Here is a 26,363-nt window from a genome sequence, read left to right as displayed (position 1 = left end):
CGCCGTAGCACAGCGCGGTCCGGTTGGGTGCCCGGGGGACTCGGCTCGACCCGGCGTGCAGGTGAAGATAATGCCCTCGTGCTGGAATTGCGCGACCCGGCGTGGGCACCGTGAGCGGTCCGCTCAGGTTCGACAGGCGTCGGCGCGGTGCGAGACGGCGGTGACCGTGATCCGCATGCGGATGAGTGACGATTCCCACCGATGAGTTTGTCCGACCCGTGGAGTCTCAACCTCCGCATCACCGTCATCGACAGTGCGGGGAGGAACTCAGTGCATCAGCTGCCGAAGCGCTCACCCGAGGCCGCGCCGGCTTCCTCACCTCCCTCGACAGGTTCGAGGAGCACCTTGCCCAAACGACCGAAAGGGGACCGACCGTGACCAACCTGCAGTCCGGGGTACCGCCGACGTACGACGGCCTCGCCGACTTTCTCGCCTCCGCGCCCGCCGAGACCTGGGACGCCCCGTCGCTCTGCGAGAAGTGGCAGGTCCGCCACGTGGTCGCGCACGTAACGATGCCGGCGCGGCTCACACCCGAGCAGTTCGGAGCCGAGATGGCGGCGGCGGGCGGCGACTTCACCCTGCTGTCCGACACCGTGGCCGCCCGCGACGCCTCCCTGCCGGTCGCCGAACACCTGGCCCACCTCCGGTCGCCGCTGCTGCACGAGTGGCAGCCGCCGGGTGGCGGGGCGGCCGGTGCGCTCAGCCATGCGGTGATCCACTCCCTCGACGTCACGGTCGCGCTCGACCGGCCGACGGTTGCGCCGGTCGAGGCCGTGGTTGCCGTCCTCGACCAGCTCACCGCCGCGAACGGCGCATTGTTCGGGATCGACCTGACCGGGGTCCGGCTCGAGGCTGACGACACCGACTGGAGCTGGGGAAGCGGCGAGGTGGTGCGGGCCGACAGCGGCCGCCTGGTGGCGCTTCTGAGCGGCCGAACCCTGCCCGATGGCCGCGCCTTACGCCGTGGCTGACCCACCCACCAACCGCGCTACTCCTCGTGGTCGGCCCAGAACTCCTCGAGTCGGTCCTCGAGCGGGTCGGCAACCCGCATTGGCAGGGAGTGGGTCGTGTTCGGCCAGGTCTCGACGGTGCCGAACGGGAGCACCGCCTTCGCGCGGTCTGCCCCCTCCCGGGGCCGCACTGTCGATGCGCCCCTCATGGGTGCCCGCGCTGGTCGGCATGAGCCGTCCCCTCGGCCTGGTTTTCGATACGGACATACCGCGCCCCTTCGCAAGTGGACCGTACCGTGAAATCGGCGGATGCCGAAGATCGTCGATCACCTCCGGCGCCGGATCCTCGTTGACCGGTCTCAGCCACTCAGGGCGATGGTTGCATCGGAATCGTTTGGGAATAACGTCAATTCGATGACATTCGGGAGTGCAGCGCGTCCAGGAATGCCACCGCGGCGGGGGCGGGATTGAAGTCGCTCCAGGCGAGGTATTCGACTCGGGTCGGCCCGTCGGCCACGGGTACCGTGACCAGGTCCGGGTTCGAGGGGACGAATGCCGGGGGCAGGAGCGCGACGGCGAGGCCCTGTTTCACGAGGTCGAGGATCAGCGCGGTGGACATCGATTCGAAGGTCACCTCGCGCCGCAGGCCGGCGGCATCGAAGGCGAGGTCGCTCTGTGCGCGTCCCTGGGTGCCGGCAGGGAAATCCGCGAAGGTCTCCTCGGTCAGATCGCGCAGGCGCAGACGGCGCCGCCCCGCCAGTCGATGATCGGCGGCGAGTACGACGACGAGACGTTCGCGGGCCAACTCGACGGACCGGACACGGTGGGGGGTGGTCGCGTCGGGCAGGCCCAGCACGGCGACGTCGACGTCGCCCGCCCGGATCGCGGTCATGAGTTCGTCGCTGCCGCCGTGTCGTAGCGCGATGCGCACCGCCGGGTGGGCGCGGTGGAATTCGCCCAACACAGCGGGAATGTCGATCGCGGTCACGGTGGGGATGACACCGATCGTCAGCGTGCCCCGAATCTGCCCTACGGTCGCGGCCGCGTCGGCAGCGGCACGCTCGGCGGCTTCCACACTCGCCCGCGCAGCGGGCAGGAACGCCGCCCCGGCCTCGGTGAGTTCGACCCGGCGGCTGGTCCGGGCGAACAGCGGCACGCCCAGCTCCTGTTCGAGCGCCTTGATCTGGTGACTGAGCGCCGACTGGACGACGAAGCACTGCTCGGCCGCTCGGGTGAAGTTCCGCTTCTCGGCCACGGCGAGCACGTACCGCAGTTGCTGCAAATCCATGTATTTATCGTGCAGCACGATCGTTGCGATGCAAAGCATGTGTTGGACTCATCGAACCAAGGGCACGACAGTGGTGGGGTGACTACGACGACAACGGTCCCGCCCACGTCGCCCGGCCCGGTGACGAACCGTGCGGCGCTGACTGCGATGACCGCCGTGGCCCCGGCGGTGTGGGGTACCACCTATCTCGTCACCACCGAACTGCTACCCCCTGACCACCCCCTGTTCGCCGCACTCGTGCGCGCTCTGCCCGCAGGTGTACTCGCCCTCCTGCTCTCCCGCACGCTTCCGCGCGGGGCATGGTGGTGGAAGGCCGCAGTGCTGGGCACCTTGAACATCGGCCTGTTCTTCCCGCTGCTGTTCCTCGCCGCGGAACGACTGCCCGGCGGAGTGGCCGCCACGCTCGGGGCGACCCAGCCGATCATCGTCGCCGTCCTCGCCGTGATCGTTCTGTCCGAACGCCTCTCGCTCCGGCGCCTGAGCTGGGGCGTCATCGGCGTGATCGGGGTGGGGCTGGTGGTGCCGGGCCCCGGAGCGATGTTCGACCCCGTCGGCATCGTCGCAGGTCTGGCCGGTGCCGCCGCAATGGGAATCGGCGTCGTTCTCACCGCACGGTGGGGCCGGCCCGACGGAGTCGGCGCGATCGGCTTCGCAGCCTGGCAGCTCACCGCCGGCGGCCTGGTCCTGCTTGCCCCGACGCTGCTGCTCGAGGGGATTCCCAGCCGGATCGGCGCCCCTGCCGTGGCGGGCTACCTCTGGCTCGGCATCATCGGTGGTCTTCTGGCCTACACCCTCTGGTTCCACGGCCTGCGCACCCTGCCGGTCACCGCGACCGCGCTGCTCGGGCTGCTCTCCCCCCTCGTGGCCGCCGCCCTCGGTGTCCTTGTGGCCGGCGAAACCCTCGGCGCACTCCAACTTGTCGGCTTCGCGCTCGCCGTCACGGCGCTGGGCGCGGGGCAGATCGTCCCTCGACCCCGTACGAGGAAAGGACTTCCGTCGTGAACATCACCGTCATCGGCGCCACCGGCATGGTCGGCTCGCGCCTCGTCACCGAAGCCGCCTCCCGCGGGCACCGCGTCACCGCCGCCGCCCGGCACCCCGGCACACCCCCGGACCCCGGCGTCACTCCCCTCGCCGTCGATGCCGTCGCACCCGGGCAACTCGCTGCCGCACTCGCCGACGCCCACGCCGCGATCCTCGTCGTCCGTGCCGCTCCCGGCCAGGAGCAGACGATAGCGCCCCTCACGACCGCAGTGCTGGACGCCACGGCCCGCGCCGGGGCCCGTCTACTCGTCATCGGCGGGGCCGGACCCCTACGCTCACCTCACCAGGACGACCTGTTGGTCATCGACGATCCGGACTACGTGCCGACCGAATGGCGAGCGATCGCCGAGGCCAGTACCACCCAGCTCCGCACCTGCGCCCAGCACCCGAACCACCGCTGGACCTACCTCAGCCCGCCCGCGATCCTCGAACCCGGCACCCGCACCGGCAGGTACCGACGGGGAACCACCACCCTGCTCACCGAGCCGGACGGCACCTCACGCATCACCGCCGAGGACCTCGCCGTGGCCGCCCTGGACGAAATCGAGCGCCCCGGCACCGACCGGCACTTCACCGTTGCGCAGAACTCGAATGTTCACGCCGCCACATCACCGGCCACGTGACCGCAGCGCTCGACTCCCACGCGACGGGGACACAGGCCCGCCAGGTCAGTCTGTCCAGTGGTCGGGTGGCGGCAGTCGGCACGGCAGCCGGGCGCTTTCGCGCTTCGATCAACGACTCGCGGAGTGCACGGGCAGTTGCGGACGAGGACGGATCGGGTTTCGGGTTCGCTTCCGTCCGGTACGCGGCGCGGGGCACACTCACTGCATGGACCGCTCGGGGGACCTCCGTTCCGGGGCCGTCCGATGACCGGATTGCCTCCGGCATCGGAGGCCCGGTATCCCGGATTCGACGACATCGAGATCGGCGATCTCGTCCGTCGCACCGGCGTCAAGTGGGCACGTGCCGTCCGCGTGGGCGCCCTGCCGGCCTGGGTGGCCGACATGGACTTCCCGATCGCCCCCGAGATCCGGGACGCGCTGTGCGACTCGGCCCGGTCGGGAGAACTCGGCTACCCCGATTGGCTCGGCGGCACCCCGCTGCGGGCGGAGTTCGCCCGGCGGATGCAGGCCCGATACGGATGGACGATCGACCCCGCCGACGTCCGGGAGCAGACCGATCTCATCCAGGCCCTGCAACTGATCCTGCACCTGCACACCGGGCGCGGTGACGCCGTCGTGATCCAGACTCCGAACTATCCGCCCTTCCTGGCCACCATCGCGGCCATGGGCCGCAGGACGGTCGAGTTCCCGTTCGCCGACACCCAGGACGGGTGGCGGCTCGACTTCGATGCGCTCAGGGCGTCGCTCGCCGCCGCGCGCCCGAAAGTGCTCGTCCTGGTCGATCCGCACAACCCGACCGGACGCGTCCACACCCGTTCCGAACTCACCCGCATCGCCGAGCTGGCCGTCGAGTTCGACCTTCTCGTCGTCAGCGACGAGATTCATGCGGAGCTGATCTACGCGCCGCACCGGCACATCCCGTTCGCGTCGATCAGTCCGGAGGCGGCAGCTCGGACGATCACCGTCACGTCGGCCGGAAAGGCGTTCAACATCGCCGGACTGCGCTGCGCCGTCGCGCATTACGGGTCGAAGCAGTTACTCGCCATGCGGGACGGCGAACCGCCCGACCTGTACGGAACCGTATCGACCCCGGCGGTGCTCGGCACACTGGCCGCATGGCAACGCGGTCAGAGCTGGCAGGACACGCTGCTACGGGTGCTCGACCGCAACCGGCGACGTGTCGACACGGTCCTGCGCGAGTACCTGCCGGAAGCCCGCCACCATCTGCCGGAAGCCACCTACCTCAGCTGGGTCGATGTCTCGGCCGCAGCCGTCGACGATCCGATCCGCCGGATCCGGGACCTCGGTCGGGTGCTGGTCGACGGCGGCACACCCTTCGGAAGCGCGGCAGCGGGATTCGTGCGGCTCAACTTCGCCACGTCGGCGGCTGTCCTCGAGCACATCCTCGACGGCATCTCGGCGGCGATGCGCGGGCGACGAGCCGTCTCACCGCTGACGGAAGTCCTCGGAACCTAGCCCCGGTCCTCCGGCACCTCCCGGTCGAGTTCGTCGAGCCAGATGCGCGCGGACGCGTCGGAGGGCGCACGCCAGTCCCCGCGCGGTGAGAGGGACCCACCGGCGGCGACCTTCGGCCCGTTCGGCATCGCGGACCGCTTGAACTGGCTGAAGGCGAAGAACCGCTGGACGAACACGCCCAGCCACCGCCGGATCTCGGGCAGGTCGTACCCGCGGCGGGCATGCTCGGGATGGCCGGGCGGCCAGTCCCCGGCGCCGGCCTCGTGCCAGGCCTGCCATGCGAGGTAGGCGATCTTCGACGGCCGGAATCCGAAGCGCAGCACCTGGAACAGGAAGAAATCGTGCAGGTCGTAGGGACCGATCGTGGCCTGGGTGCTCTGCGGCGTCTCCCCCTCCTCGACCGGGACGAGCTCGGGACTGATCTCGGTGCCCAGCACGGCCTCGAGGGTGGCGCCGACCTCGTCGTCGAACTGCCCGGACGAGACGACCCAGCGGATCAGATGCTGGATGAGTGTCTTCGGCACCCCGGCGTTGACGTTGTAGTGCGACATCTGGTCGCCGACGCCGTAGGTCGACCAGCCGAGCGCGATCTCCGACAGGTCACCCGTCCCGAGTACCAAGCCGCCGCGCTGGTTCGCGGCCCGGAACAGATAGTCGGTGCGCAGCCCGGCTTGAATGTTCTCGAACGTGATGTCGTAGACCCGTTCCCCGCGCGCGAACGGGTGACCCAGATCCTCCAGCATCACGCGCGCGGCACGGGTGATGTCGATTTCCTCGAGCGTCACCCCGAGCGCGCGGCACAGCCGGCGGGCGTTCTCCCGGGTCCGCTCGCTCGTCGCGAACCCCGGGAGGGTGAAGGCGAGCACGTCCTCGCGCGGACGGCCGAGACGGTCCATCGCCTTGACGGCGACGATGAGCGCGTGCGTGGAGTCCAGTCCGCCCGACACGCCGATGACGACCTTCGGACCGCCGCGCTTCGGACCACTCAGCGCATGCAGGCGCTGCTCGAGCCCGGCGACCTGGATGTTGTACGCCTCGTAGCAGTCGTGCTCGAGGCGGCCCGGGTCGGACGGCACGAAGGGGTATCGCTCCACCCGGCGCCGCAGCCCGATGTCGGTGAGCGGAGGCGCGAGGGTGAACGCGATGCGGCGGAACGCGTCGAGGCGGGCCGCGTGATGACGCCGGTTGTCGTCGAAGGTGCCCATGCGGGTGCGCTCGTTGCGCAGCAGTTCCAGGTCGACGTCGGCCACCGCGTGCTGTTCGCCGCGCGGGAACCGCTCGGTCTCGGCGAGCAGCATTCCGTTCTCGTACACCATCGCCTGCCCGTCCCAGGACAGGTCGGTGGTGGACTCCCCCGCTCCCGCCGCGCAGTACACGTAGGCGGCCAGGCACCGCGACGACGCCGAACGAGCCAGCAGGTGCCGGTCCTCGGCGCGGCCGACGGTGATGGGGCTGCCCGACAGGTTCGCCAGCACCGTCGCGCCGGCCAGGGCGGCCTCCGCGCTGGGCGGGATGGGGACCCACATGTCCTCGCAGATCTCCACGTGGAGCACCAGGCCGGGAACGTCGGTGGCCTCGAACAGCAGATCGGGACCGAACGGTGCGTCGTGACCGGCGACCCGGACCGTGCCGCGCGCGTCGTCCCCCGGCGCGATCTGGCGGCGCTCGTAGAACTCCCGATACGTCGGCAGATACGACTTGGGGGCGACCCCCAGAACCCGCCCGCGGTGGACGACCGCGACAGCGTTGTAGATCCGGTGCCGGTGCCGCAGCGGCAGGCCCACCAGCAGGACGGGCAGCAGGCCGGCCGAGCCGGCGACGATCTCCGCCAGTGCCCGCTCGGCCGCCTCCAGCACGGTGTCCTGCATCGACAGGTCTTCGACCGAGTACCCGGTCAGCGTCAGCTCGGGAAACACCGCCAGCCCGACCCCGTCGTCATGGCAGACCCGGGCGGCCCGCAGCACCGCCGCCGCATTCGCCGCCGGATCGACGATCGTCGTCGGCGTCGCGCAGGCCGCGACCCGCAGGAAGCCGTGGCGGTAGCTGGACCGGAACTCGGGTCTCGCCGCGGGGACGGGGACATCCCGAGCGCCGGCTTCGTCGGTCATCGCGCAGCCTCCTTCTCCGTCACCCACGCCCTCGCGGCGCCCAGATCGCGTGATCGAATCCTAGGGATCCGGCCGCTCGACGCCACTCGGCGACGTCGAGCGGGCCGGATCCGGACTTTCGCGGCATTGTCTCGGCGTTTCGGGGAACACTCGGTACAGACGACGGAAACCGGGCCCGTCCGCGCGGTACAGGGGGTGGTGATGGCCTACCGGCACAAGGAATTCGTCGCCGCGCTGTCGAAGTTCGCGCAGCGCCTCCTCACCCCGTACGAGGTCGACGCCGCCCTCGACGCAGTCGTCCGCAAGGTGACCACCGTGCTCGAGCTGTCGGGAGCGGGAGTGACTCTGCACGTCGACGGCCGGCTCCGGTTCGTCACCGCCGCCGGCGAACGGATCGAGGCGATGGAGCGGTGCCAGGAACGATTCGCCGCCGGACCGTGCGCGCACGCCTTCGCGCACGGCGAGACCATCGCCGTTCCGGATGTCCGCCGCCGCGACGATCTGTGGCCGGAATTCGCCGCCGAGGCGCGGCGGCTGGAGATCGCCGCCGTCGCCGGCGTCCCGATGCAGCTCGGCGAGGTCAAGGTCGGCGCCCTGGACCTCTACTGCCGCGCGCCCCGGGAATGGGCCGACGACGAGCTCGCCGCCGCGCAGGTGTTCGCCGACATGGCCACCGGTTACATCGTCAACTCGGACAAGCTGCGCCAGCAGGAGCAGCTCTCCGCGCAGCTGCAGACCGCGCTCGACGCCCGCATCGTCGTCGAGCAGGCCAAGGGCGTCACCGCCCAGGCCCGCGGCGTCACGCCGGCCGCGGCGTTCGAGCTGATCCGCGCCTACGCGCGCCGTCATCAGGCTCCGGTGCGCGCCGTCGCGCAGGCGATCGTCGAGGTCGGCCTGCGGATCTGAGGGCGTCAGACCTCCGCGCCGATCTCCCGGACGAGGGCGACCAGCTTCCGGTGATGCGACCCGGCCCAGTAGATGCGTCCGCAGTCCGTGCACCGGGCGAACTCGTCGTAGAAGCGGCGGGTGAGCGGCTCGAGCTGATCGAGCACCTCGTCCTTGGGCACCGGGACGAGCCGGCCGTTACAGCGCAGGCACCGGGTGAGCGGGGCGAACCGCGCCGCGAGATCGAGTCGGCGGACGACCTCGACGATCTGCTCGAGCGGGCGGTCGGCGTGCACGAACAGCCCGTGGGTGATCTCCCGGCGCTCGAGCAGTCCCCGGTCGCGGGTCAGCAGGATCCGCTGATCCGCACGCCCGATCCGCGCCAGTTCCGCGTCGTCCATGTCGGAGGTCCAGATCACGTCGAACCCCAGCAGCCGGAGCAGGCGCGCCAGCCGGCCCAGGTTGACGTCGACCACGAATCGGGGGTCGCGCAGTGGAACCGGCCGCAGCCGGGTGATCGGCTCGATGTCGAGCGCCTCGAACAAGGGATAGACCGCTATGCGGGCGCCCGCGTGCGGCCGGTACGCGAAGTCCACCGGCTCGCCGTCGACCACGATCAGATCGACCTCGGTGTGCGGTATGCCCATCGCCTCGACGACGTCCTTGACCGTCTGATGCGCGCGGAACGGCCGCCGCACCGCGATGCCCCGCGACTCGGGCGCCACGAAGTCGTTCAGCTCGGCGTACGCCCGGACCTCGACGTGGCCGGTCATCGGACCATCTTCGCGCGCAGCGTGACCCGGCACAACCGTCGCGGCGAGCGTGACGCCGGTCGCAGTCGGTTACGTTCGGGAATCGCGGGTACGCCAGCCCGGTTGCGCCCGACATGGATTTGTTCACACCCGTCACCCTCGGAGACCTCGAACTCGCCAATCGCGTTGTCATGGCCCCACTGACCCGGCTGCGGTCCGGCTCCTCCGGCGTCCCCGGAGACCTGGTGGTCGAGCACTACCGGCAGCGGGCGAGTGCCGGGCTGATCATCGCCGAGGGCACCTATCTGAACCACGAATCGCAGGCCTTCGTCGGCCAGCCGGGGATCGTCACCGGCGAGCAGGTCGCCGGCTGGCGGCGGGTGGCCGAGGCGGTGCACGACCGCGGCGGCCGCATCGTGCTGCAGGTGATGCACGGCGGCCGGGTCACGCACCCCGACGTGAACGGCGGCCGGCGGGTCGTCGCCCCGAGCGCGATCGCGATCGACGGTGTGGGGCACACGGAGAAGGGCAAGCAGCCGTACCCGGTGCCGCACGCGCTGACCACCGAGGAGGCGCGGGCGATCATCGGGGACTTCGTCGCCGCGGCCCGCCGCGCGATCGAGGCCGGGCTGGACGGCGTGGAGATCCACGGCGCCAACGGCTACCTGCTGCACGAATTCCTCTCCCCGGCCGCCAATCAGCGCGCCGACGAGTACGGCGGCTCGCCGGAGAACCGGGCCCGTTTCGTCGTGGAGGTGGTCACGGCGGTGGCATCGGCCGTCGGTGCCGGCCGGGTCGGGCTGCGGATCTCGCCGGAGCACAACATCCAGGACGCCTACGAAACCGACCGGGACGACGTCCTGGCCACCTACGGCACCCTGCTCGAGCAGGTGCGCCCGCTGAATCTGGCCTACCTGTCCGTGCTGCACGAGGACCCGGCCGGTGAGCTGGTGCAGGAGTTGCGCCGGCGGTTCCGCGGCAGGCTGATCGCCAACAGCGGCTTCGCGTCCCCGACTACCCGTGCGGAGGCGGTGCAGCTGATCGAGGCCGCCCATGCCGACGCCGTGGCGGTGGGCCGGGCGCTCATCGCCAATCCCGATCTGGTCGAGCGCTGGCACGGCGAGCACCCGGAGAACGAGCTGCGGCCGGCGTTGTTCTACTCGCCGGGCGCCGAGGGCTACACCGACTACCCGTTCCTGCAGGCGGGCTGAGCCTCGTGCCGCACCGGCTCCGCTCGGCAGCGGAGAGAACGACTCTCGCCGTCTTCATGGTGCGGTGACGGGCGCGACCAATCATACCGATAGATGCAGACTATCAATCGAATCGGACCGGTCGATTGGCATTATCTATCGAAAGTCGTTAGTGTTCACAACGTCAGAAACCCATATCGACCGAACAGAGGTTCAACGTGGCCCTGATCAACAAGCAGATCAAGCCCTTCTCCGCGACCGCCTACCAGGAGGGCGGCTTCGTCTCCGTGTCCGACGAGGACATCAAGGGCAAGTGGGCGATCTTCTTCTTCTACCCGGCCGACTTCACCTTCGTCTGCCCGACGGAGCTCGGCGACCTTGCCGACCACTACGAGGAGCTGCAGAAGCTCGGCGTCGAGGTCTTCTCGGTCTCCACCGACACCCACTTCACGCACAAGGCGTGGCACGACTCGTCCGAGACCATCGGCAAGATCAAGTACGCCATGATCGGCGACCCGACCCTGCAGATCAGCACCGACTTCGAGGTGCTGCGTGAGAACGAGGGCCTGGCCGACCGCGGCACCTTCCTCGTCGACCCGGACGGCATCATCCAGTTCATGGAGATCACCGCGGAGGGCATCGGCCGCAACGCCGCCGAACTCGTCCGCAAGGTCAAGGCCGCCCAGTACGTCCGGTCGCACCCGGGCGAGGTCTGCCCGGCCAAGTGGGAAGAGGGCGACGACACCCTCGCCCCGTCGCTGGACCTCGTGGGCAAGATCTGACGCACCCGGATTCGACACCCCGGTAGCGCGGCGCGGGGTCCGGTCCGCCGGACCCCGCGCCACCCCGGAGCGCCGAACCACTTGGCGCAGTGCCTTTCTCCCACTCACCGTCCCCCCGTCGATGGAGTAGATCCCTATGCTCGAAGCCTCGCTTGCCGGCCAACTGAAGTCCCTCCTCGAGCGGCTGACCCTGCCGATCGAGCTCGTGTCCTCCCTCGACGACGGACCCAAGTCCGCCGAACTCGCCGAACTGCTCACCGAGATCGCGGCGATGTCGGACAAGGTCACCTACGAGCGTCGCGACGACGACGCGCGCCGCCCGTCCTTCGCAGTGCGCCGCGTCGGCACCGACATCGAGGTCCGCTTCGCCGGCATCCCGCTGGGCCACGAGTTCACCTCGCTCGCGCTTGCCCTGCTCCAGGTCGGCGGTTATCCGTCGAAGGAGTCCGAGGAGCTGCAGCAGCAGGTTCGGGACCTGGACGGCGAGCTGCACTTCGAGACCTACTTCTCGTTGTCCTGCCAGAACTGCCCCGACGTCGTGCAGGCCCTGAACCTGATGTGCGTGCTCAACCCGCGCATCAAGCACGTCGCGATCGACGGCGCCCTGTTCCAGGACGAGGTCGACGGACGTCAGGTGATGGCCGTGCCGACGGTGTACCTCAACGGCGAGCTGTTCGACTCGGGCCGCATGAGCCTCGAGCAGATCATCGGCAAGCTCGACACCGGCGCCGCGGACCGGGCGGCGGCCGCGATCGACGAGAAGGACCCGTTCGACGTGCTCGTCGTCGGCGGCGGCCCGGCCGGCGCCGCGGCCGCGATCTACGCCGCCCGCAAGGGCATTCGCACCGGTGTCGTCGCCGAGCGCTTCGGTGGCCAGGTGCTCGACACAATGGCGATCGAGAATTTCGTCTCGGTGCCCTACACCGAAGGCCCCAAGCTCGGCGCGGCACTCGACAACCACGTCCGCCAGTACGACGTCGACATCATGAACGTGCAGCGCGCGGCGAAGCTCGTGCCTGCGACCGAGGGCGGCCTCGTCGAGGTCGAACTCGAGAGCGGCGCCTCCCTGCTCGCCCGCAGCGTGGTCCTGTCCACGGGTGCACGGTGGCGTTCTATGAACGTGCCCGGCGAGACCGAGTACCGGAACAAGGGCGTGACCTACTGCCCGCACTGCGACGGACCGCTGTTCAAGGGCAAGCGCGTCGCCGTGATCGGCGGGGGCAACTCCGGCGTCGAGGCCGCGATCGATCTCGCCGGCGTCGTCGCGCACGTCACACTCATCGAGTTCGACTCGGTGCTGCGCGCCGACGAGGTGCTGCAGCGCAAGCTGCGCAGCCTGCCGAACGTCGACATCGTCGTCAGCGCGCTGACCACCGAGGTGCTCGGCGACGGCCACAAGGTCACCGGCCTGACCTACCAGGACCGCACCACCGAGACCGCGCACACACTCGAACTCGAGGGCATCTTCGTCCAGATCGGCCTGCTGCCGAACACCGAGTGGCTCACCGGGACGGTCGAGCTGTCGCCGCGCGGCGAGATCGTCGTCGACGACCGCGGCCAGACCTCGGTGCCCGGCGTGTTCGCCGCAGGCGACTGCACCACGGTGCCGTACAAGCAGATCGTCATCGCCGCCGGCGCCGGAGCGACGGCAGCGCTCGGCGCGTTCGACCATCTCATCCGCACCAGCGCCCCGGCCGAGGACTCGGTCGCCGCGGTCGTCCGATAGTTCGTCCCTCGTGAACCTGCGTGATCTCGAGTACCTGGCCGCGGTGGCGCATCACCGCCACTTCGGCCGGGCGGCGGAGGCCTGCTACGTCAGTCAGCCGACGCTGTCGACCCAGATCCGCAAGCTCGAACAGGAACTCGGCGTCGAACTCGTCGAGCGGAGCCCGCGTCAGATCACCCTGACCGACGCGGGCAGGCAGATCGTGGAGCGGGCCCGGATCATTCTGAGCGAGACCGCGAACATTCGCGAGATCGCCCGGCAGTCCTCCGATCCGGAGTCGGGCACGCTTCGCATCGGCCTGTTCCCGACCCTCGCGCCGTACCTGCTCCCCCATGTCGTACCGAAGGTGCGGGCGAGGTTCCCCGATCTCGAACTGCTGTTGATCGAGGAGAAGACCGAGGACCTCCTCGAGCGGCTCCGCGGCGGCGACCTCGACGTCGCCGTGCTGGCGCTCCCGGTCAACGACGAACACCTGCATCAGGAGTACCTGTTCTCCGAGGACTTCGTGCTCGCCGTCCCGGCCACGCACCCGCTGGCCGCCACGGTCGAACCTGCCCCCATGTCGGTGATCGCGGACGAGAGCCTTCTGCTGCTCGAGGACGGTCACTGCCTGCGGGACCAAGCCCTCGAGGTGTGCCGGCTGACCGGAGCCGCCGAACGCAACGGCTTCCGGGCGACGAGCCTGGAGACCCTGCGGCAGATGGTGATCGCCGGGGTAGGGGTGACACTGTTGCCCCGCCTGGCCGTCACCACCCCGGTCACCCAGCCACCGGACATCCGGCTGCTCCGCTTCGAAGATCCTGTCCCACATCGCCGCATCGGCATGTTCTGGCGCAAGAGCAGCGGCTTCCGCGACTTCCTGCCACAGCTCGCCGAGATGTTCCGCCAGCTCCCCGCCGGTCTGGTCGACACGACGCCGCCCTCCTGAGCCGACACCCCCAGGCGACGGCCGGGTTGCCGCACGCATGCCGGCATCGACAGGGGTGGTCATAATCGCAGGACACCGGCTGAGGAAGGACCGCATGAACGTCGACATCCCCCGCGATCTGCGGACCCGGCGCTGCCTGGACACCCACCAGGAAATCCACCGGGCCGCCCTCGAGTTGTTCGAGGAACAGGGCGTCCGCGAGACCACCGTCCAGCAGATCTCCGACCGGGTCGGCATCTCGGCCCGCACCTTCTTCCGGTACTTCACCTCCAAGGAGCAGGCGGCCCTGCCCGGACAGCGCCGCCTGCTCCTGGTGATCGACGCGCTGGAGGTCTCCGGCCCGGATCCCGCCGCCGTCCTGAGCAGCGTCGAGGCCGCCGCGGAGGCGGTGATGAGCCGGGCGACCGACCCCGACCTGGAGGAACACCGTCGCGTCGCGCGCCTGCTGGCGAAAGAGCCCGACCTGCAGGCGCTCGCCGCGTCGCAGGAGCAGGTCCTCACGTCCCGCCTGCGGGCCCGCCTCACCGAACAGGTTCCGCACTACGACCCGGCGACGATCCTGCTGATTGCCGAGACGGCCGTGGCCGTGTGGCGCACGAGCTGGGAGCGTTGGGGCGAACTCACCCTCGCGGGCGAGGTCGAGGAGCCGGTGGAGGTCTACCGCCGCTGCCGCGAGGAGTTGCGGCGCATCGTCGGCTGAGACCGCACTCGCCCCTGCCCGCGCCGGTCCGGATCCGCGATCGACCGGCCGTCCGCGGGGTGGTCGGCATCCACGTGGGTGTGGCACGCCCCGGCCGTTCCGGGCCGCGGCCGCGTACTGCAGGATGGGCGGGTGCCCGAACCCACCCGCCTCGTCGCCGACGTCGACACCGGCATCGACGATGCTCTCGCCCTGCTCTATCTGCTGGCGAGCCCGGAAGCGGAGATCGTCGCGGTGCTCTCCACCGCGGGGAACGTGCCCGTCCAGCAGGTCACCGCGAACAACCTGGCGTGGCTGCAGGTGTGCGGCCGCCCGGACATCGAGGTCGCCGCCGGATCCGAGGCCCCGCTCGTCGCGCCGCTGATGACCACCGAGGACACGCACGGCCCGCGCGGCGTCGGTTACGCCGACCTGCCCGCCCCCGGACACGGCCCGTCGGGCCGCAGCGCCGCCGAGGCATGGGTGGAGCTGACCCGCGCCCACCCCGGCGAACTCGTCGGGCTCGTCACCGGTCCGCTCACCAATCTCGCACTGGCCGTCCGGCTCGATCCGGAACTCCCCCACCGGTTGCGTCGTCTGGTCATGATGGGCGGGGCATTCAACTACCCGGGCAACACCACACCCACCTCCGAGTGGAACGTCGCGGTGGACCCCGAGGCCGCGAAGGCGGTGTTCGACGCGTTCTCCGCGGTGGCGCCCGACCGCCGGCCGATTGTGTGCTCCCTCGACACGACCGAGTCGATCGCCATGCATCCCGAGCACGTCCGCCGGATCGCCGAGGCGGCCGGAAGCTCGCCGACCGAAGTGCTCTCGCCGGACGATCCGCGCGGACGGCGCTCGGAGGCGTCCAACCCGGTCGTGCGGCACCTGTCCGATGCGCTGCGCTTCTACATGGAATTCCACCGCGATCAGGATCAGGGTTTCCTGGCGCACGTCCACGATCCGTTCGCGGCGGCGGTCGCCCTGGGAACGGTGCCGTTCACCACCCGCCCGGCGACGGTCGACGTCGAACTCGACGGCCGGCTCACCCGCGGCACCACGGTCGCCGACTGGTCCGGCATGTGGGGCCGGCAACCGAACGCCGAGATCGTCGTCGCCACCGACCCGCAGGCCTTCTTCGATCACCTCGTCGACCGGGTCGGCACCCACGCCGGGGCCCTGTCCCGAGTGGGTAGCCGACGGCACACGTCTGTGGCCGAATGTCACACCGGTTCGATCTGATCGAAGCGGTGTGACATTCGGCCACAAGGGATTTCGTGGAGGAAGGTCAGGCGCGTGCCAGGACCTTCTCTTCCGGCTCGGCGGCGACGACCGGCTTCGGCTCGGCGGCCGGACCGTGGCCGTCGTCGACCATCGTCTCCTCGTCGAACGGGATGCGGCCGGCGAGGACGTCGCGGACGCGGCCGCGGTCGACGGTGCCGGTCCACGTTCCCACCAGCAGGGTGGCGACGGCATTGCCGGAGAAGTTGGTGACCGCGCGCGCCTCGGACATGAACCGGTCGATGCCGACGATGAGGCCGACGCCGTCGAGCAGCTCCGGGCGGTGGCTCTGCAGGCCGCCGGCGAGCGTGGCCAGGCCCGCGCCGCTCACTCCGGCCGCGCCCTTCGAGGCGACGATCATGAACACCAGCAGGGAGAGCTGCTCGGCCAGGGACAGCGGCGAACCGAGCGCATCGGCGATGAAGAGCGAAGCCATCGTCAGGTAGATGGCGGTGCCGTCCAGGTTGAACGAGTAGCCGGTGGGAACGACGACGCCGACGGTGGTGCGCTCGACACCGACGTGCTCCATCTTCGCGATGAGCCGGGGCAGCGCGGACTCGGACGAGGACGTCGCGAAGATCAGCAGGTACTCGCGGGCCAGGTACTTGACCAGCTTGAAGATCGACACCCCGGACACCATGCGCAGCAGGGAGCCCAGCACACCGAACACGAACAGCACGCACGTGAGGTAGAACCCGATCATGAGGGTGCCGAGCTGGACGACCGCGCCGAGACCGGTCTGCCCGACCACGTTGGCGATGGCGCCGAAGGCACCGATCGGAGCGAGCCACAGGATCATCGACAGGATCTTGAACACGAGCTTCTGCAGGTAGCCGATGCCACGCAGGACCGGCTCGCCGGTCTTTCCGAGGGCCTGCAGCGCGAAGCCGACCAGCAGTGCGACGAAAAGGGTCTGCAGCACGCTGCCCTCGGTCAGCGCCGACAGCAGCGACGTCGGGATGATCGACGCGATGAAGTCCATGGTCCCGCCCGCGGCGTGGGCCTTGTCGGCCAGCGCGGCGCCGGTGCCGGCGGCCTCCGGAGAGAGGTTCAGGCCGCTGCCCGGATCGAGCAGGTTACCCACCGCCAGTCCGATACCGAGCGCGACGGTGGACATGCCGAGGAAGTACACCATCGCCAGGCCGCCGACCTTGCCGACGCTGGCGGCGGCCCGCACCGAGCCGATGCCGAGGACGATCGTGCAGAAGATGACCGGGCTGATCATCATCTTGATGAGATCGACGAACATCGTGCCAAGGACGCCGAACGACTTTGCGACGTCCGGGGCGAGCCAGCCGACGAGGACGCCGGCCACCACCGCCACGATGACACCGACGTAGAGCCAGTGCGTCCGGTCTCTGCGCTTCGCCGGTGGGGTGGCACCGGATGCCCGGGAGTCTGTGGACGTGCTCATGGCGGATCCTCTCGGATGGGACGTTTCGGGGGACTTCGTGATCGCGGTCACGTTCCTGATAGAAATGGTGGTAGCGCAGACTCACCCGGTGAAGATTGCGTTCATTTCGTTCAGGTGACGTCGCGCTCACGAGGCGGACCACCGGCATCCGGAAGGAGTACGTCCGTGCCGCCGACCGCGCACCGGCCGTCGATGAGCGTGGCACGTCAGCTGCTGGTGCTGCAGCTGGCAGTGCTCGCCCTGGTCATCGCCGCAGGTACCGTCCTCGTCGGGATCGACGAGCGCCGCGACAGCGACGACGCCACCCGCCGCACCGTGCTCGCCATCGCCGAATCCCTGGCCGGCTCCGATTCGACGGCCGCGGCGTTGCGTACGCCGGACCCGACTGCGGTGCTGCAACCGCGCACCGAACGGATCCGGGAGGCGACGGGCACCGACTTCATCGTCGTGATGGCGCCGGACCGGACCCGGTACACCCACACCGACCCCGCGATGATCGGTCTGCCGTTCAGCGGCAACATCGAACCGGCCCTCGCCGGCACCGCGTTCACCGAGACGTACGCCGGGTCGCTCGGCCCGTCCATCCGGGCGGTGACGCCGATCCTCGACGACGAACGCGTCGTCGGTCTGGTCGCCGTCGGAGTCACCCGCGCGAAGGTCGCCGACCAGTTCGCCCGCGGGCTGCCCGCCCTCCTGGGCCTGTCGGCCGCGGCCCTGGCCGTCGCGGCCGCCGGCGCCGTGCTCGTCAGCCGGCGCCTGCGCCGCCAGACCCTCGGACTCGCACCGGACGAGCTGCGCCGGCTCTACGAGCACCACGACGCGGTCCTCCACGCGATCGGCGAGGGCCTGATCGTGCTCGGCACCGACGAGCCCGCACGCGTGGAGGTCGTCAACGACGAGGCGCGGCGCCTGCTCGGCCTCGGCGACGGCCCGGTAACGACGGAGGATCTGCCCGAGGCGCTGCGGGTGGCCGGCTCGGACCCGGACGCCCGCGGCGACGTACTTCTCACCGAGGACCGCGTCCTGGTCGTCGACCGCAGCCCGGTGCAGTGGGAGGGCCGACGGATCGCCACGGTGATGACGTTGCGGGATCGCACCGAATTGCGGCGAGTGCTGGGCGAACTGGACTCGGTGCGCGGCTTCGCCGACGCGCTGCGCGCGCAGGCGCACGAGTCGGCGAACCGGCTGCACACCATCGTCACGATGGTCGAACTGGGACGCCCCGAGGAGGCGGTCGCGTTCGCGACGGAGGAGCTGCGCCTGTCGCAGCAGCTCATCGACCGGCTCACCGCGTCGGTGCAGGAACCCGCGCTGGTCGCCCTGCTGCTGGGGAAGATCAACGACGCCGCCGAGCGCGGCGTGGAGCTGACCGTCACCGACGACACCGCCCTGGGCGCGACGCCGCTCGGCACCCGCGATCTGGTGACACTCGTCGGCAACCTGGTGGACAACGCCATCGACGCCGCGCGGGCCGTCGATGACCCCTGGGTGGAAGTGACGATACGGCAGGATGATTCGAACATGATCGTCGAAGTGGCGGACAGCGGGCCGGGGATGTCGCCGGAAACCCTCGCTCGTGCCATGGCGCGGGGCTACTCCACGAAGGCGGACCACCACGGCCTGGGCCTGGCCCTCGTCGCGCAGGTGGTGGCGCGGCACCGCGGCACCCTGCGGACCGAGCCGTCGCTGGGTTCGATGGTCGTCGCGGAGATCCCCATGCAGGCCGAGCACGCGGGCGGCGCAAAATGATTCGCGTCCTCGTCGTGGAGGACGAGCCCCGCATCGCCGACGCCCACCGCGCCTACGTCGATCGGCTGCCGCAGTTCACGGTCGTCGCCGTCGCCAACACCGGGCAGGCCGCGCTGCGTGCCGTCGCCGACGCCGCGCGGACCGCCGAGCCGGTGGATCTGGTGTTGCTGGACATCGGCCTGCCCGACATGAGCGGCCTCGACGTGGCTGCCGCGATGAGCGGGATCCGACCGAGCCCGGACATCATCGCCGTCACCTCCGCCCGCGACCTCGAGGTCGTCCGCACCGCCGTCGCCCGGGGCATCGTGCTGTATCTGCTCAAGCCGTTCACCTTCGCGGCCCTGAGCGACAAGCTCGACCACTACCTGGCCTACCGCAACGCGCTCGGCGCCTCGGGCACGGCCACCGGCCAGCACGACATCGACCGGGCGATGGCTGCGCTGCGGACCTCCGATCCGCGCGCCTCGTCCCCGAAAGGCGTTGCGCCGCAAACCCTCGATGCGGTGGCCCGGTGTCTGCGGGACGCGTCGCGCCCCCTGACGGCCGCCGAGGTGGGCAGCGCGGTGGGCGTGTCGCGCGTGACGGCGTGGCGGTATCTGGAGCGCCTGGCCGACGACGGCGTCGCCTCCCGGCACACCGAGTACGGCCGCGCCGGCCGTCCGCAGATCCGCTACGCGCCGCGCTGAACGGCGGCACGCGGTGGCCGTTGTGGCCGAATGTCACACCGTGTCGATTACATCGAATGGATGTGACATTCGGCCCCAGCGGTTCTCAACCGCGGTACGCCCCGGAGGTCTCGAGCACCCATGCGAACTCGAAGGCCACCTCGCGCCACTTCTCGTACCGTCCGGACACGCCCCCGTGGCCGGCACTCATCTCCGTCTTGAGCAGCAGCGGAGAGTCGCCGGTCTTCGTCGCACGCAGCTTGGCCACCCACTTGGCCGGCTCGACGTAGAGCACCCGGGTGTCGTTGAGGCTGGTGATCGCGAGGATCGCCGGGTAGTCCTTCGCCTCGACGTTCTCGTACGGGCTGTACGAGCGCATGTACTCGTACACCTCGGGGTTGTCGAGGGGGTTGCCCCACTCGTCCCACTCGATCACCGTCAGCGGCAGCGACGGGTCGAGGATCGACGTGAGCGGGTCGACGAACGGCACGTTCGCGAGGACCCCGGCGAACAGCTCCGGCGCCAGGTTCGCCACTGCGCCCATCAACAGGCCGCCCGCGCTGCCGCCGTCGGCGACGAGCCGGTCCGGGCCGGTGACACCCGTGTCGATCAGGTGCCGGGCGCACGCGACGAAGTCGGTGAAGGTGTTCTTCTTCGCCAGCGTCTTGCCGTTCTCGTACCAGTGCCGGCCCATCTCGCCACCGCCCCGCACGTGCGCCACCGCGAAGACCATGCCCCGGTCGAGGAGCGACAGCCGCGCCACCGAGAAACCGGGGTCGATGCTGGCCTCGTACGAGCCGTAACCGTAGAGCAGTGCCGGCGAATTCTCGGGCGTGCCCTTGCGGGTCACGATCGACAGCGGGATGCGGGTGCCGTCCTCGGCCACCGCCCAGTCCCGGCGCTGCTCGTAGGCCGCCGGGTCGAAGTCGCCGAGCACCGGCTGGGCCTTGCGCAGCAACAACTCTCCCGAATCCACGACGTAGTCGTAGACCCGGCTGGGGGTGATGAACGACGTGAAGCCGAGCCGCAGCATCGGCTGCTGCCATTCCGGGTTCGCACCCGGACCGACGGCGAAGAGTTCCTCGTCGAACTCGAGTTCGGTCAGCTCGCCGTAGCCGTCGGCGGTCAGCGGCCACACCGCGAGCCGGGTCAGCGCCTCCCGCCGGTATCCGAGAACGAGGTGCCCGGCGAACGCGTCGACGTCCTCGAGACGCACGTCGTGCCGGTGCCCGATGAGAGTGCGCAGCGCCGACGGATCGTCCACGGGCGCCTCGGCGAGGACGAAGTTCTCCGCCTTCTCGCGAGTGATCTCCCCCGTCGCGTCGTTCACCACCTCGACGACGTCGTTGTGCATGACCAGGAACCGGTCCTCGCCGCCGATGACGGCATGCTCGGCGCCGTACTCGACGCCCTCGCGGCGCGGCAGCAGCACCCGGAATTCGCCGGTCGGATCCGCGGATTCGAGCACCCAGCCTTCGGTGGTGATCTTGGATCCCACCCAGATCATCAGGTACTTCTCGCTGCGGGTGGTACCCACCGACACCCAGTACCGCTCGTCGGGCTCGTGGAAGACCTTGACGTCCTCGGTGTGGGACGTGCCGAGACGGTGCCGCCACACGGTGTCCGGCCGCCACGACTCGTCCACGGTGAGGTAGAAGATGTGACTGTGGTCGATCGCCCACGTCGCGCCGGGCGCGGTCCCGGGGATCTCGTCGGCGAGCAGCTCGCCGGTGCCGAGGTTCTTGAACCGCAGCGTGTAGCGCTCGTCGCCGACGACGTCGACCGAGTACGCGAGCAGCGTCCCGTCGTGGCTGATCGAGAACGCGCCGAGGGAGAAGAACTCGTGCCCGGCCGCCTCGACGTTGCCGTCGAGCAGCACCTGCTCGCCGGGCAGTTCCACACCCGGTGCCAGCTCAGGCGGATTCCAGTCGTCGGGGTCGGCGATCGGGCAGCGGCACTGAATGCTGTACTGCTTACCCTCGACGGTACGGGCGTAGTACCACCAGTTCCCCATGCGGGTGGGGACCGACATGTCGGTTTCCTGCGTGCGGGACTTGATCTCCTCGAAGATCCGCTCCCGCAGCGGCGCCAGATGCGCGGTCTGCTTCTCGGTCCACGCGTTCTCGGCCTCGAGATGGGCGATGACCTCGGAATTCTCCTTGTCGCGGAGCCACTCGTACTCATCGACGAAGGTGTGTCCGTGATGGACCCGCTCGGACGGGACCCGCTTGGCGATCGGCGGGGTCATGCGCTCGGCCCCAACCAGTCGGCGAACGACAGGCCCGAGATCCGTTCGTAGGCTTCGATGTAGCGCTCACGGGTGGCGTCGACGATGTGCTGCGGCAGCGGCGGCGGCGGTGTGTCGGACGCACGGTCCCAGCCGGACTCGGGGCTCGTCAGCCAGTTGCGCACGAACTGCTTGTCGAAGCTGGGCTGCACCTTGCCGGGCTCGTAGCCCTCGGCGGGCCAGTATCGTGACGAATCGGGGGTGAGCACTTCGTCAGCGAGGACGAGGTTGCCGGCGTCGTCGAGGCCGAACTCGAACTTCGTGTCGGCGAGCAGGATGCCCTTGTCCGCCGCGTACATCGCGGCACGGCCGTAGATGTCGAGGGTGTCCTCGCGCAGCTTCACGGCGAGATCCACGCCGACCTTGTCGGCGACCTCCTCGAAGGAGATGTTCTCGTCGTGGTCGCCGAGTTCGGCCTTGCTCGCCGGGGTGAAGATCGGATCCGGCAGCCGACTGGCCTCCACGAGGCCCTCGGGCAGCAGGACGCCGCACACTGCGCCGGTCTTCCGGTAGTCGAGCAGGCCCGACCCGGTGAGGAAGCCGCGGGCAACGCACTCGATCGGCACCATCTTCAGCCGTTTGACGACGAGGGCGCGGCCGAGGACCTCAGCGGGGATGCGTTCGTCGTCGGGCTCCCCGGCGAGGTGGTGGTTCACCTCGAGCAGGTTGAAGAAGAACACGCTCATCGCGGTGAGCACCCGGCCCTTGTCGGGGATCGGGGTGTCGAGCACGTGGTCGTATGCCGAGATCCGGTCGCTGGCCACGAGGAGCAGGTGCTCGTCGTCTATGACATACAGGTCCCGGACCTTGCCGCCGGCGAGGTGGGGGTAGGACTGGAGTGATGGACGCACGCTGCCACCCTAGTGCGCCGCGCCGACCTGCACCGCACCCCCGTCCGATCGCCGGATCGTTCACTATGACAATGATCGTGACCGGAACCCCACCCCGAACAGGAGCGTGATGTCGGCCGCACCCCGGATCGACGTGGGTCTGCGCTCGGAACGCGGACCGATTCTCGCGGCTCTGATGCTCGCCACCGCGCTCGTCGCCCTCGAGAGCACCATCCTGGCCACCGCCGTCCCGACCATCGTCGCGGACCTCGGCGGCTTCACGCAGTTCCCGTGGCTGTTCTCGAGTTACCTGCTCACGCAGGCCGTGCTCGTGCCGGTGTACGGCAAGGTGTCGGACGTGTACGGGCGCAAACCCGTGCTGGTGTTCGGCATCGCGCTGTTCGCGCTGGGCTCGGCGCTGTGCGCGCTGGCGTGGAGCATGCCGGCACTGATCGCGTTCCGCGCGGTGCAGGGTCTCGGGGCGGGGGCCGTGCTGCCGATGGCACAGACCATCGCCGGCGACATCTACACCGTCGCCGAGCGTGCGAAGGCGCAGGGCTACCTCGCGAGCGTGTGGGGCATGTCAGCGATCGTCGGCCCCGCCGTGGGCGGTGTGTTCTCCGACTATGTGTCGTGGCGGTGGATCTTCTGGGTCAACCTGCCGCTGTGTGCGCTGGCCGCGGGGGTGCTGCTGCGGGCGTTCGCCGAGCCACGGCCCTCGGGCGCCCGGCGGCGGGTGGACCGGGCCGGCGCGGCGACGCTCGCCGCGGGTTCGGGTCTGCTGATCCTGGGCCTGCTCGAGGGCGGGCAGGCGTGGGCGTGGGCGTCGGCGCCGAGCGCCGGAGTGTTCGCGGCCGGTGCGGCGCTGTTGCTGCTGTTCGTGTGGGTCGAGCGGCGTGCGCCGGAGCCGATCCTGCCGCCGTGGGTGTTCGCCCGTCGTGTGGTGGTGACCAGCAGCGCGGTCGCTGCCCTCGTCGGCGCGGTGGTGCTCGGGCTGACCTCCTACGTGCCCGCGTACGTGCAGGGGTCGCTGGGCACGACGGCACTGGTCGCGGGATTCACCCTGTCGACGATGACGATCGGCTGGCCGCTCGCGGCGGCTCGTTCCGGCTGGTTCTACCTGCGGATCGGGTTCCGCAACACCGCGATGATCGGGTCCGTGCCGGTGCTGGCCGGCACCGGTCTGCTGACGCTGCTCGACGAGCGGTCGCCGGTGTGGCAGGTCGCGGTGTGCTGCGTGCTGGTCGGTCTCGGGATGGGCCTGATCGCGAGCCCGGCGCTGATCTCGGCGCAGTCGAGCGTGACGTGGGCCGAGCGGGGCGTGGTGACGGGGGCGTATTCGTTCGCCCGATCGATCGGCAGCGCGGTCGGGGTCGCGGTGTTCGGCGCGCTGGCGAACTCGGCGCTGGCCGCGCACGGGGGCGCCGGGTCGGCCCCATTGGAGCCGGAGCGGCTCGCCGGCGCGGTGGGGCCGGTGTTCGTCGCCCTCTTCGTGGCCGCAGTGGGCCTGGCCGTGACGGCCGCGACGATGCCGAACCGGCCCGCCGAACCACCCGACACCCCTTAGGTTGGAAAGCCTCACCTAATGTGTGGGTCATGTCGAACGAAGACGGGCTGCTGCCCAGCGTCATCGAAGTCGCGAAGGTCGAGGACATCACCCCCCGCATGCGCCGCGTCACGTTCGCCGGCCGCGGGGTCGAGGTCTACACGAGCGACCCGACCCGCGTCCCCAACATCAAACTGATCTTCCCGCGGGAGAACGGCGACCTCGACCTGCCGGTCAACACCGGCGGCCGTCGCCTCGAGTGGCCCGATCCCACGCTCAAGGCGCAGGTCCGCACCTACACCGTGCGGCGGCTCGATCCCGCAGCAGCCGAGATGGCCATCGACTTCGTCCGGCACGGCGACGAAGGGCTGGCCGGCGCCTGGGTCGAGCGGGCCCGTCCCGGCGACCGCATCGCGGCGGCCGGCGGCGGCGGAATCGTCGCGCCCCCGGCCGACTGGTACCTGATCGTCGGCGACGAGACGGCGCTGCCCGCGATCGGCCGCATGCTCGAACGCCTACCAGAGGGCGCCCGCGGGACCGCCGTCGTCGAGGTCGCCGACGAGGGTGAGCAGCAGGACCTGCGCTCCCCCGCCGACATCGAGATCCGCTGGGTGCACCGCGACGGGGCCCCCGCGGGCACCACCACACACCTGGCCGACGCGGCGACCGCCGTGCCGATCCCCGAGGGCGAGTTGAAGCGGTTCGCGTGGGTCTCGGCCGAATCCGCGACAGTGCTGCGGATGCGCAGGTACCTGCGGAACGAGGCGGGCTTCGACCGCAGGTCCACCCTCGTCATCGGCTACTGGCGGCACGGCATGACCGAGACCGGGTACGGCCGCACCACCGATCACGACCGGGACTTCACCGAGCACGACGCCTGAGCCGGGCCGAGCGGCCGTGACTCGGGCCGAGCGGCCGTGACTCGGGCCGAGCGGCCGTGACTCGGGCCGAGCGGCCGTGACTCGGGCCGAGCGAATGTATCGTCCATCTCCTCAGCGGTAGCGGGCGATACATTCGCTCGGCCGCAGGACGGTCAGGGCGACGCGTCGGGCCCGTGCACCTGGTCGTGCAGGGCCTCCATCCGGATGTCGAGGTCGCGGGCGGTCGCGGCCGCTGCCCGGAGTTCGTCGAGCAGTTCGACGGGTACCGCCTTGTCGTACTTGTAGAAGATCTTGTGTTCGAGACTGGCCCAGAAGTCCATCGCGACGGTGCGGATCTGCAGTTCGACGAACACCGGCCGCACCCGGTCGGACATGAACACGGGGACCTCGACGATCGCGTGCAGGCTCCGGTACCCGTTGGGCTTCGGATGCGCGATGTAGTCCTTGACCTGGACGATCCGGACGTCGTGCTGCCCGGCGATCAGGTCGAAGATCCGGTAGACGTCGGAGATGAAACTGCAGGTGATGCGGATGCCGGCGATGTCGTAGATGTTCTCGCGGATCGCGTCGAGGGTGAGCGGCAGGTTCTTGCGGACGGCCTTCTCGACGACCGATTCCGGGGTCTTCAGCCGCGACTTGACGTGCTCGATCGGGTTGTGGTCGTGGGCGAAGCCGAACTCCTCCCGCAGGATGTTGATCTTGGTCATCATCTCGTCGATGCCGAACTTGTAGACCATCAGGACGCGGCGGAACTCCCGTTGGAGCGCGATCTGCGGTGGGTCCAGGTCGAGCTGCGCCGGCTCGATTCGTGGTTGTCTCAGCTGCACGTCGTCAGCGCCGTCCACCGTTTCCGTCACCGTCTGTCTCCTCATCGCCTTCCCGATCGAGTCTGCCAGGTCGGCCGAGGTGCGGCCCAGCGCCGACTCGGAGCCGCGGTGACGAGCGCGAGGGCGGCACGCAGCGACCGCACCGGGACGGCACGGTCGCTGCGCGTCCTCAGCCGGGATGGACGAGCGCAGTCGTCACCACGGCAGCGGCACCCACCGGTCGAACAGCCAGAACCCGTGATCCTGCGGCCCGGGCTGCTGATGCTGCGGGGCCGGCTGGTGCTGCGGCGACGGCTGCTGTTGATGTTGCTGCTGAACCGGGGACGAATCGGGTGCGGCGCTCGCGACGCCGGCGCCGACGCCCACTGCGGCCAACGCGATCGTCCCGGTCGCCGCGACCTTGCCCAGCTTCGTGTTCAGAACCTTCACGACTTCGCAGTCCTCTCGTCGGG

Annotated in this window: 23 protein-coding genes; 15 read left to right on the top strand and 8 right to left on the bottom strand. The window is 70.0% G+C overall.

Annotation, left to right across the window (positions count from 1 at the left end; translation table 11 throughout):
• The first annotated feature begins 374 nt into the window (after positions 1-374).
• Positions 375-971, top strand: coding sequence for a maleylpyruvate isomerase family mycothiol-dependent enzyme (locus G6038_RS18980; protein WP_165039344.1), 597 nt, complete (start codon positions 375-377; stop codon positions 969-971).
• Between the two features lie 385 nt (positions 972-1,356).
• Here G6038_RS18980 and G6038_RS18975 read toward each other — a convergent pair whose 3' ends face one another.
• Entirely contained in the window at positions 1,357-2,238 is an 882-nt protein-coding gene (locus G6038_RS18975) for a LysR substrate-binding domain-containing protein (RefSeq protein WP_165039343.1), read from the bottom strand.
• A 78-nt stretch (positions 2,239-2,316) separates the two neighbouring features.
• Between G6038_RS18975 and G6038_RS18970 the strand changes: the two genes are divergently transcribed.
• The 3 genes from G6038_RS18970 (at position 2,317) to G6038_RS18960 (ending at position 5,381) form a co-directional block, all read left to right on the top strand.
• Entirely contained in the window at positions 2,317-3,240 is a 924-nt protein-coding gene (locus tag G6038_RS18970) for an EamA family transporter (protein WP_346772859.1), read from the top strand.
• Positions 3,237-3,905: an NAD(P)H-binding protein gene (locus G6038_RS18965; RefSeq protein ID WP_165039342.1), complete on the top strand. Its 669-nt coding sequence runs from the start codon at positions 3,237-3,239 to the stop codon at positions 3,903-3,905. The genes G6038_RS18970 and G6038_RS18965 overlap by 4 nt, the downstream gene beginning before the upstream one ends.
• 243 nt (positions 3,906-4,148) lie before the next feature.
• Positions 4,149-5,381, top strand: a complete 1,233-nt coding sequence (locus G6038_RS18960) for an aminotransferase class I/II-fold pyridoxal phosphate-dependent enzyme (RefSeq protein ID WP_165039341.1) — start codon at positions 4,149-4,151, stop codon at positions 5,379-5,381.
• Here the strand turns inward: G6038_RS18960 and G6038_RS18955 are convergent.
• On the bottom strand, positions 5,378-7,489 hold the full coding sequence (locus G6038_RS18955) for an NAD(+) synthase (RefSeq protein WP_165039340.1): 2,112 nt from the start codon (positions 7,487-7,489) through the stop codon (positions 5,378-5,380). The genes G6038_RS18960 and G6038_RS18955 overlap by 4 nt on opposite strands.
• 201 nt (positions 7,490-7,690) lie before the next feature.
• On the opposite strand from G6038_RS18955, the gene G6038_RS18950 reads away from it, so the two are divergent.
• The gene (locus tag G6038_RS18950; protein WP_206025113.1) at positions 7,691-8,395 is read left to right on the top strand and encodes a GAF and ANTAR domain-containing protein; all 705 of its coding nucleotides are present in this window, start codon (positions 7,691-7,693) and stop codon (positions 8,393-8,395) included.
• A gap of 5 nt (positions 8,396-8,400) precedes the next feature.
• On the opposite strand, the gene G6038_RS18945 is transcribed toward G6038_RS18950, so the two are convergent.
• Positions 8,401-9,147 (bottom strand): Mut7-C RNAse domain-containing protein, encoded by a 747-nt coding sequence (locus tag G6038_RS18945; protein ID WP_165039338.1) that lies wholly within the window; start codon positions 9,145-9,147, stop codon positions 8,401-8,403.
• 113 nt (positions 9,148-9,260) lie between these two features.
• Between G6038_RS18945 and G6038_RS18940 the strand changes: the two genes are divergently transcribed.
• The 6 genes from G6038_RS18940 to G6038_RS18915 all read left to right on the top strand — a co-directional run bounded on the left by G6038_RS18940 (position 9,261) and on the right by G6038_RS18915 (position 15,673).
• Positions 9,261-10,337, top strand: coding sequence for an alkene reductase (locus tag G6038_RS18940; protein WP_165039337.1), 1,077 nt, complete (start codon positions 9,261-9,263; stop codon positions 10,335-10,337).
• A gap of 197 nt (positions 10,338-10,534) precedes the next feature.
• Positions 10,535-11,098, top strand: coding sequence for an alkyl hydroperoxide reductase subunit C (ahpC, locus tag G6038_RS18935; RefSeq protein ID WP_165039336.1), 564 nt, complete (start codon positions 10,535-10,537; stop codon positions 11,096-11,098).
• A 136-nt stretch (positions 11,099-11,234) separates the two neighbouring features.
• Positions 11,235-12,824 (top strand): alkyl hydroperoxide reductase subunit F, encoded by a 1,590-nt coding sequence (gene ahpF / locus G6038_RS18930; RefSeq protein ID WP_165039335.1) that lies wholly within the window; start codon positions 11,235-11,237, stop codon positions 12,822-12,824.
• A 10-nt stretch (positions 12,825-12,834) separates the two neighbouring features.
• Positions 12,835-13,752 carry a LysR substrate-binding domain-containing protein gene (locus tag G6038_RS18925; RefSeq protein WP_165039334.1) on the top strand — a complete coding sequence of 306 codons (918 nt, stop codon included), beginning with the start codon at positions 12,835-12,837 and terminating at the stop codon, positions 13,750-13,752.
• Between the two features lie 94 nt (positions 13,753-13,846).
• Positions 13,847-14,452, top strand: coding sequence for a TetR family transcriptional regulator (locus G6038_RS18920; protein WP_165039333.1), 606 nt, complete (start codon positions 13,847-13,849; stop codon positions 14,450-14,452).
• Positions 14,453-14,584: 132 nt separating this feature from the next.
• The gene (locus G6038_RS18915) at positions 14,585-15,673 is read left to right on the top strand and encodes a nucleoside hydrolase (protein WP_165039332.1); all 1,089 of its coding nucleotides are present in this window, start codon (positions 14,585-14,587) and stop codon (positions 15,671-15,673) included.
• A 46-nt stretch (positions 15,674-15,719) separates the two neighbouring features.
• On the opposite strand, the gene G6038_RS18910 is transcribed toward G6038_RS18915, so the two are convergent.
• Positions 15,720-17,126 (bottom strand): cation:dicarboxylase symporter family transporter, encoded by a 1,407-nt coding sequence (locus G6038_RS18910; RefSeq protein ID WP_165039331.1) that lies wholly within the window; start codon positions 17,124-17,126, stop codon positions 15,720-15,722.
• A gap of 192 nt (positions 17,127-17,318) precedes the next feature.
• On the opposite strand from G6038_RS18910, the gene G6038_RS18905 reads away from it, so the two are divergent.
• Together G6038_RS18905 and G6038_RS18900 are read left to right on the top strand one after the other, a co-directional pair.
• Entirely contained in the window at positions 17,319-18,875 is a 1,557-nt protein-coding gene (locus G6038_RS18905; protein ID WP_165039346.1) for a sensor histidine kinase, read from the top strand.
• A complete protein-coding gene (locus tag G6038_RS18900) occupies positions 18,872-19,561 on the top strand; it encodes a response regulator (RefSeq protein WP_165039330.1) in 690 nt (229 codons plus the stop codon). The genes G6038_RS18905 and G6038_RS18900 overlap by 4 nt, the downstream gene beginning before the upstream one ends.
• An 85-nt stretch (positions 19,562-19,646) precedes the next feature.
• On the opposite strand, the gene G6038_RS18895 is transcribed toward G6038_RS18900, so the two are convergent.
• Both G6038_RS18895 and G6038_RS18890 read right to left on the bottom strand, forming a co-directional pair.
• A complete protein-coding gene (locus tag G6038_RS18895; RefSeq protein ID WP_165039329.1) occupies positions 19,647-21,788 on the bottom strand; it encodes a S9 family peptidase in 2,142 nt (713 codons plus the stop codon).
• Complete coding sequence (locus G6038_RS18890; RefSeq protein ID WP_165039328.1) at positions 21,785-22,678, bottom strand: phosphoribosylaminoimidazolesuccinocarboxamide synthase; 894 nt, start codon at positions 22,676-22,678, stop codon at positions 21,785-21,787. The genes G6038_RS18895 and G6038_RS18890 overlap by 4 nt, the downstream gene beginning before the upstream one ends.
• Positions 22,679-22,787: 109 nt before the next feature.
• Here G6038_RS18890 and G6038_RS18885 point away from each other — a divergent pair, with 109 nt between their 5' ends.
• Entirely contained in the window at positions 22,788-24,224 is a 1,437-nt protein-coding gene (locus tag G6038_RS18885; protein WP_165039327.1) for an MFS transporter, read from the top strand.
• A gap of 29 nt (positions 24,225-24,253) precedes the next feature.
• Positions 24,254-25,084, top strand: a complete 831-nt coding sequence (locus tag G6038_RS18880) for a siderophore-interacting protein (protein ID WP_165039326.1) — start codon at positions 24,254-24,256, stop codon at positions 25,082-25,084.
• Positions 25,085-25,236: 152 nt separating this feature from the next.
• Here G6038_RS18880 and G6038_RS18875 read toward each other — a convergent pair whose 3' ends face one another.
• Both G6038_RS18875 and G6038_RS18870 read right to left on the bottom strand, forming a co-directional pair.
• Positions 25,237-25,929, bottom strand: a complete 693-nt coding sequence (locus G6038_RS18875; protein WP_165039345.1) for a GTP pyrophosphokinase family protein — start codon at positions 25,927-25,929, stop codon at positions 25,237-25,239.
• Positions 25,930-26,106: 177 nt separating this feature from the next.
• Positions 26,107-26,340, bottom strand: coding sequence for a hypothetical protein (locus G6038_RS18870; RefSeq protein ID WP_165039325.1), 234 nt, complete (start codon positions 26,338-26,340; stop codon positions 26,107-26,109).
• Positions 26,341-26,363: the final 23 nt, after the last annotated feature.

The organism is Rhodococcus sp. 14C212 (assembly GCF_011058195.1).
Lineage (GTDB): Bacteria > Actinomycetota > Actinomycetes > Mycobacteriales > Mycobacteriaceae > Rhodococcus > Rhodococcus aetherivorans.
The sequence above is the reverse complement of the archived record's forward strand: the minus strand, read 5'-3'. Positions and strand labels throughout refer to the sequence as shown.

Coding starts and splice junctions, on each gene's coding strand:
- G6038_RS18975 (WP_165039343.1), bottom strand. CDS start 2,238: ATGGATTTGCAGCAACTGCGGTACGTGCTCGCCGTGGCCGAGAAGCGG.
- G6038_RS18960 (WP_165039341.1), top strand. CDS start 4,149: ATGACCGGATTGCCTCCGGCATCGGAGGCCCGGTATCCCGGATTCGAC.
- G6038_RS18955 (WP_165039340.1), bottom strand. CDS start 7,489: ATGACCGACGAAGCCGGCGCTCGGGATGTCCCCGTCCCCGCGGCGAGA.
- G6038_RS18950 (WP_206025113.1), top strand. CDS start 7,691: ATGGCCTACCGGCACAAGGAATTCGTCGCCGCGCTGTCGAAGTTCGCG.
- G6038_RS18945 (WP_165039338.1), bottom strand. CDS start 9,147: ATGACCGGCCACGTCGAGGTCCGGGCGTACGCCGAGCTGAACGACTTC.
- G6038_RS18940 (WP_165039337.1), top strand. CDS start 9,261: ATGGATTTGTTCACACCCGTCACCCTCGGAGACCTCGAACTCGCCAAT.
- ahpF (WP_165039335.1), top strand. CDS start 11,235: ATGCTCGAAGCCTCGCTTGCCGGCCAACTGAAGTCCCTCCTCGAGCGG.
- G6038_RS18920 (WP_165039333.1), top strand. CDS start 13,847: ATGAACGTCGACATCCCCCGCGATCTGCGGACCCGGCGCTGCCTGGAC.
- G6038_RS18910 (WP_165039331.1), bottom strand. CDS start 17,126: ATGAGCACGTCCACAGACTCCCGGGCATCCGGTGCCACCCCACCGGCG.
- G6038_RS18905 (WP_165039346.1), top strand. CDS start 17,319: ATGAGCGTGGCACGTCAGCTGCTGGTGCTGCAGCTGGCAGTGCTCGCC.
- G6038_RS18900 (WP_165039330.1), top strand. CDS start 18,872: ATGATTCGCGTCCTCGTCGTGGAGGACGAGCCCCGCATCGCCGACGCC.
- G6038_RS18895 (WP_165039329.1), bottom strand. CDS start 21,788: ATGACCCCGCCGATCGCCAAGCGGGTCCCGTCCGAGCGGGTCCATCAC.
- G6038_RS18885 (WP_165039327.1), top strand. CDS start 22,788: ATGTCGGCCGCACCCCGGATCGACGTGGGTCTGCGCTCGGAACGCGGA.
- G6038_RS18880 (WP_165039326.1), top strand. CDS start 24,254: ATGTCGAACGAAGACGGGCTGCTGCCCAGCGTCATCGAAGTCGCGAAG.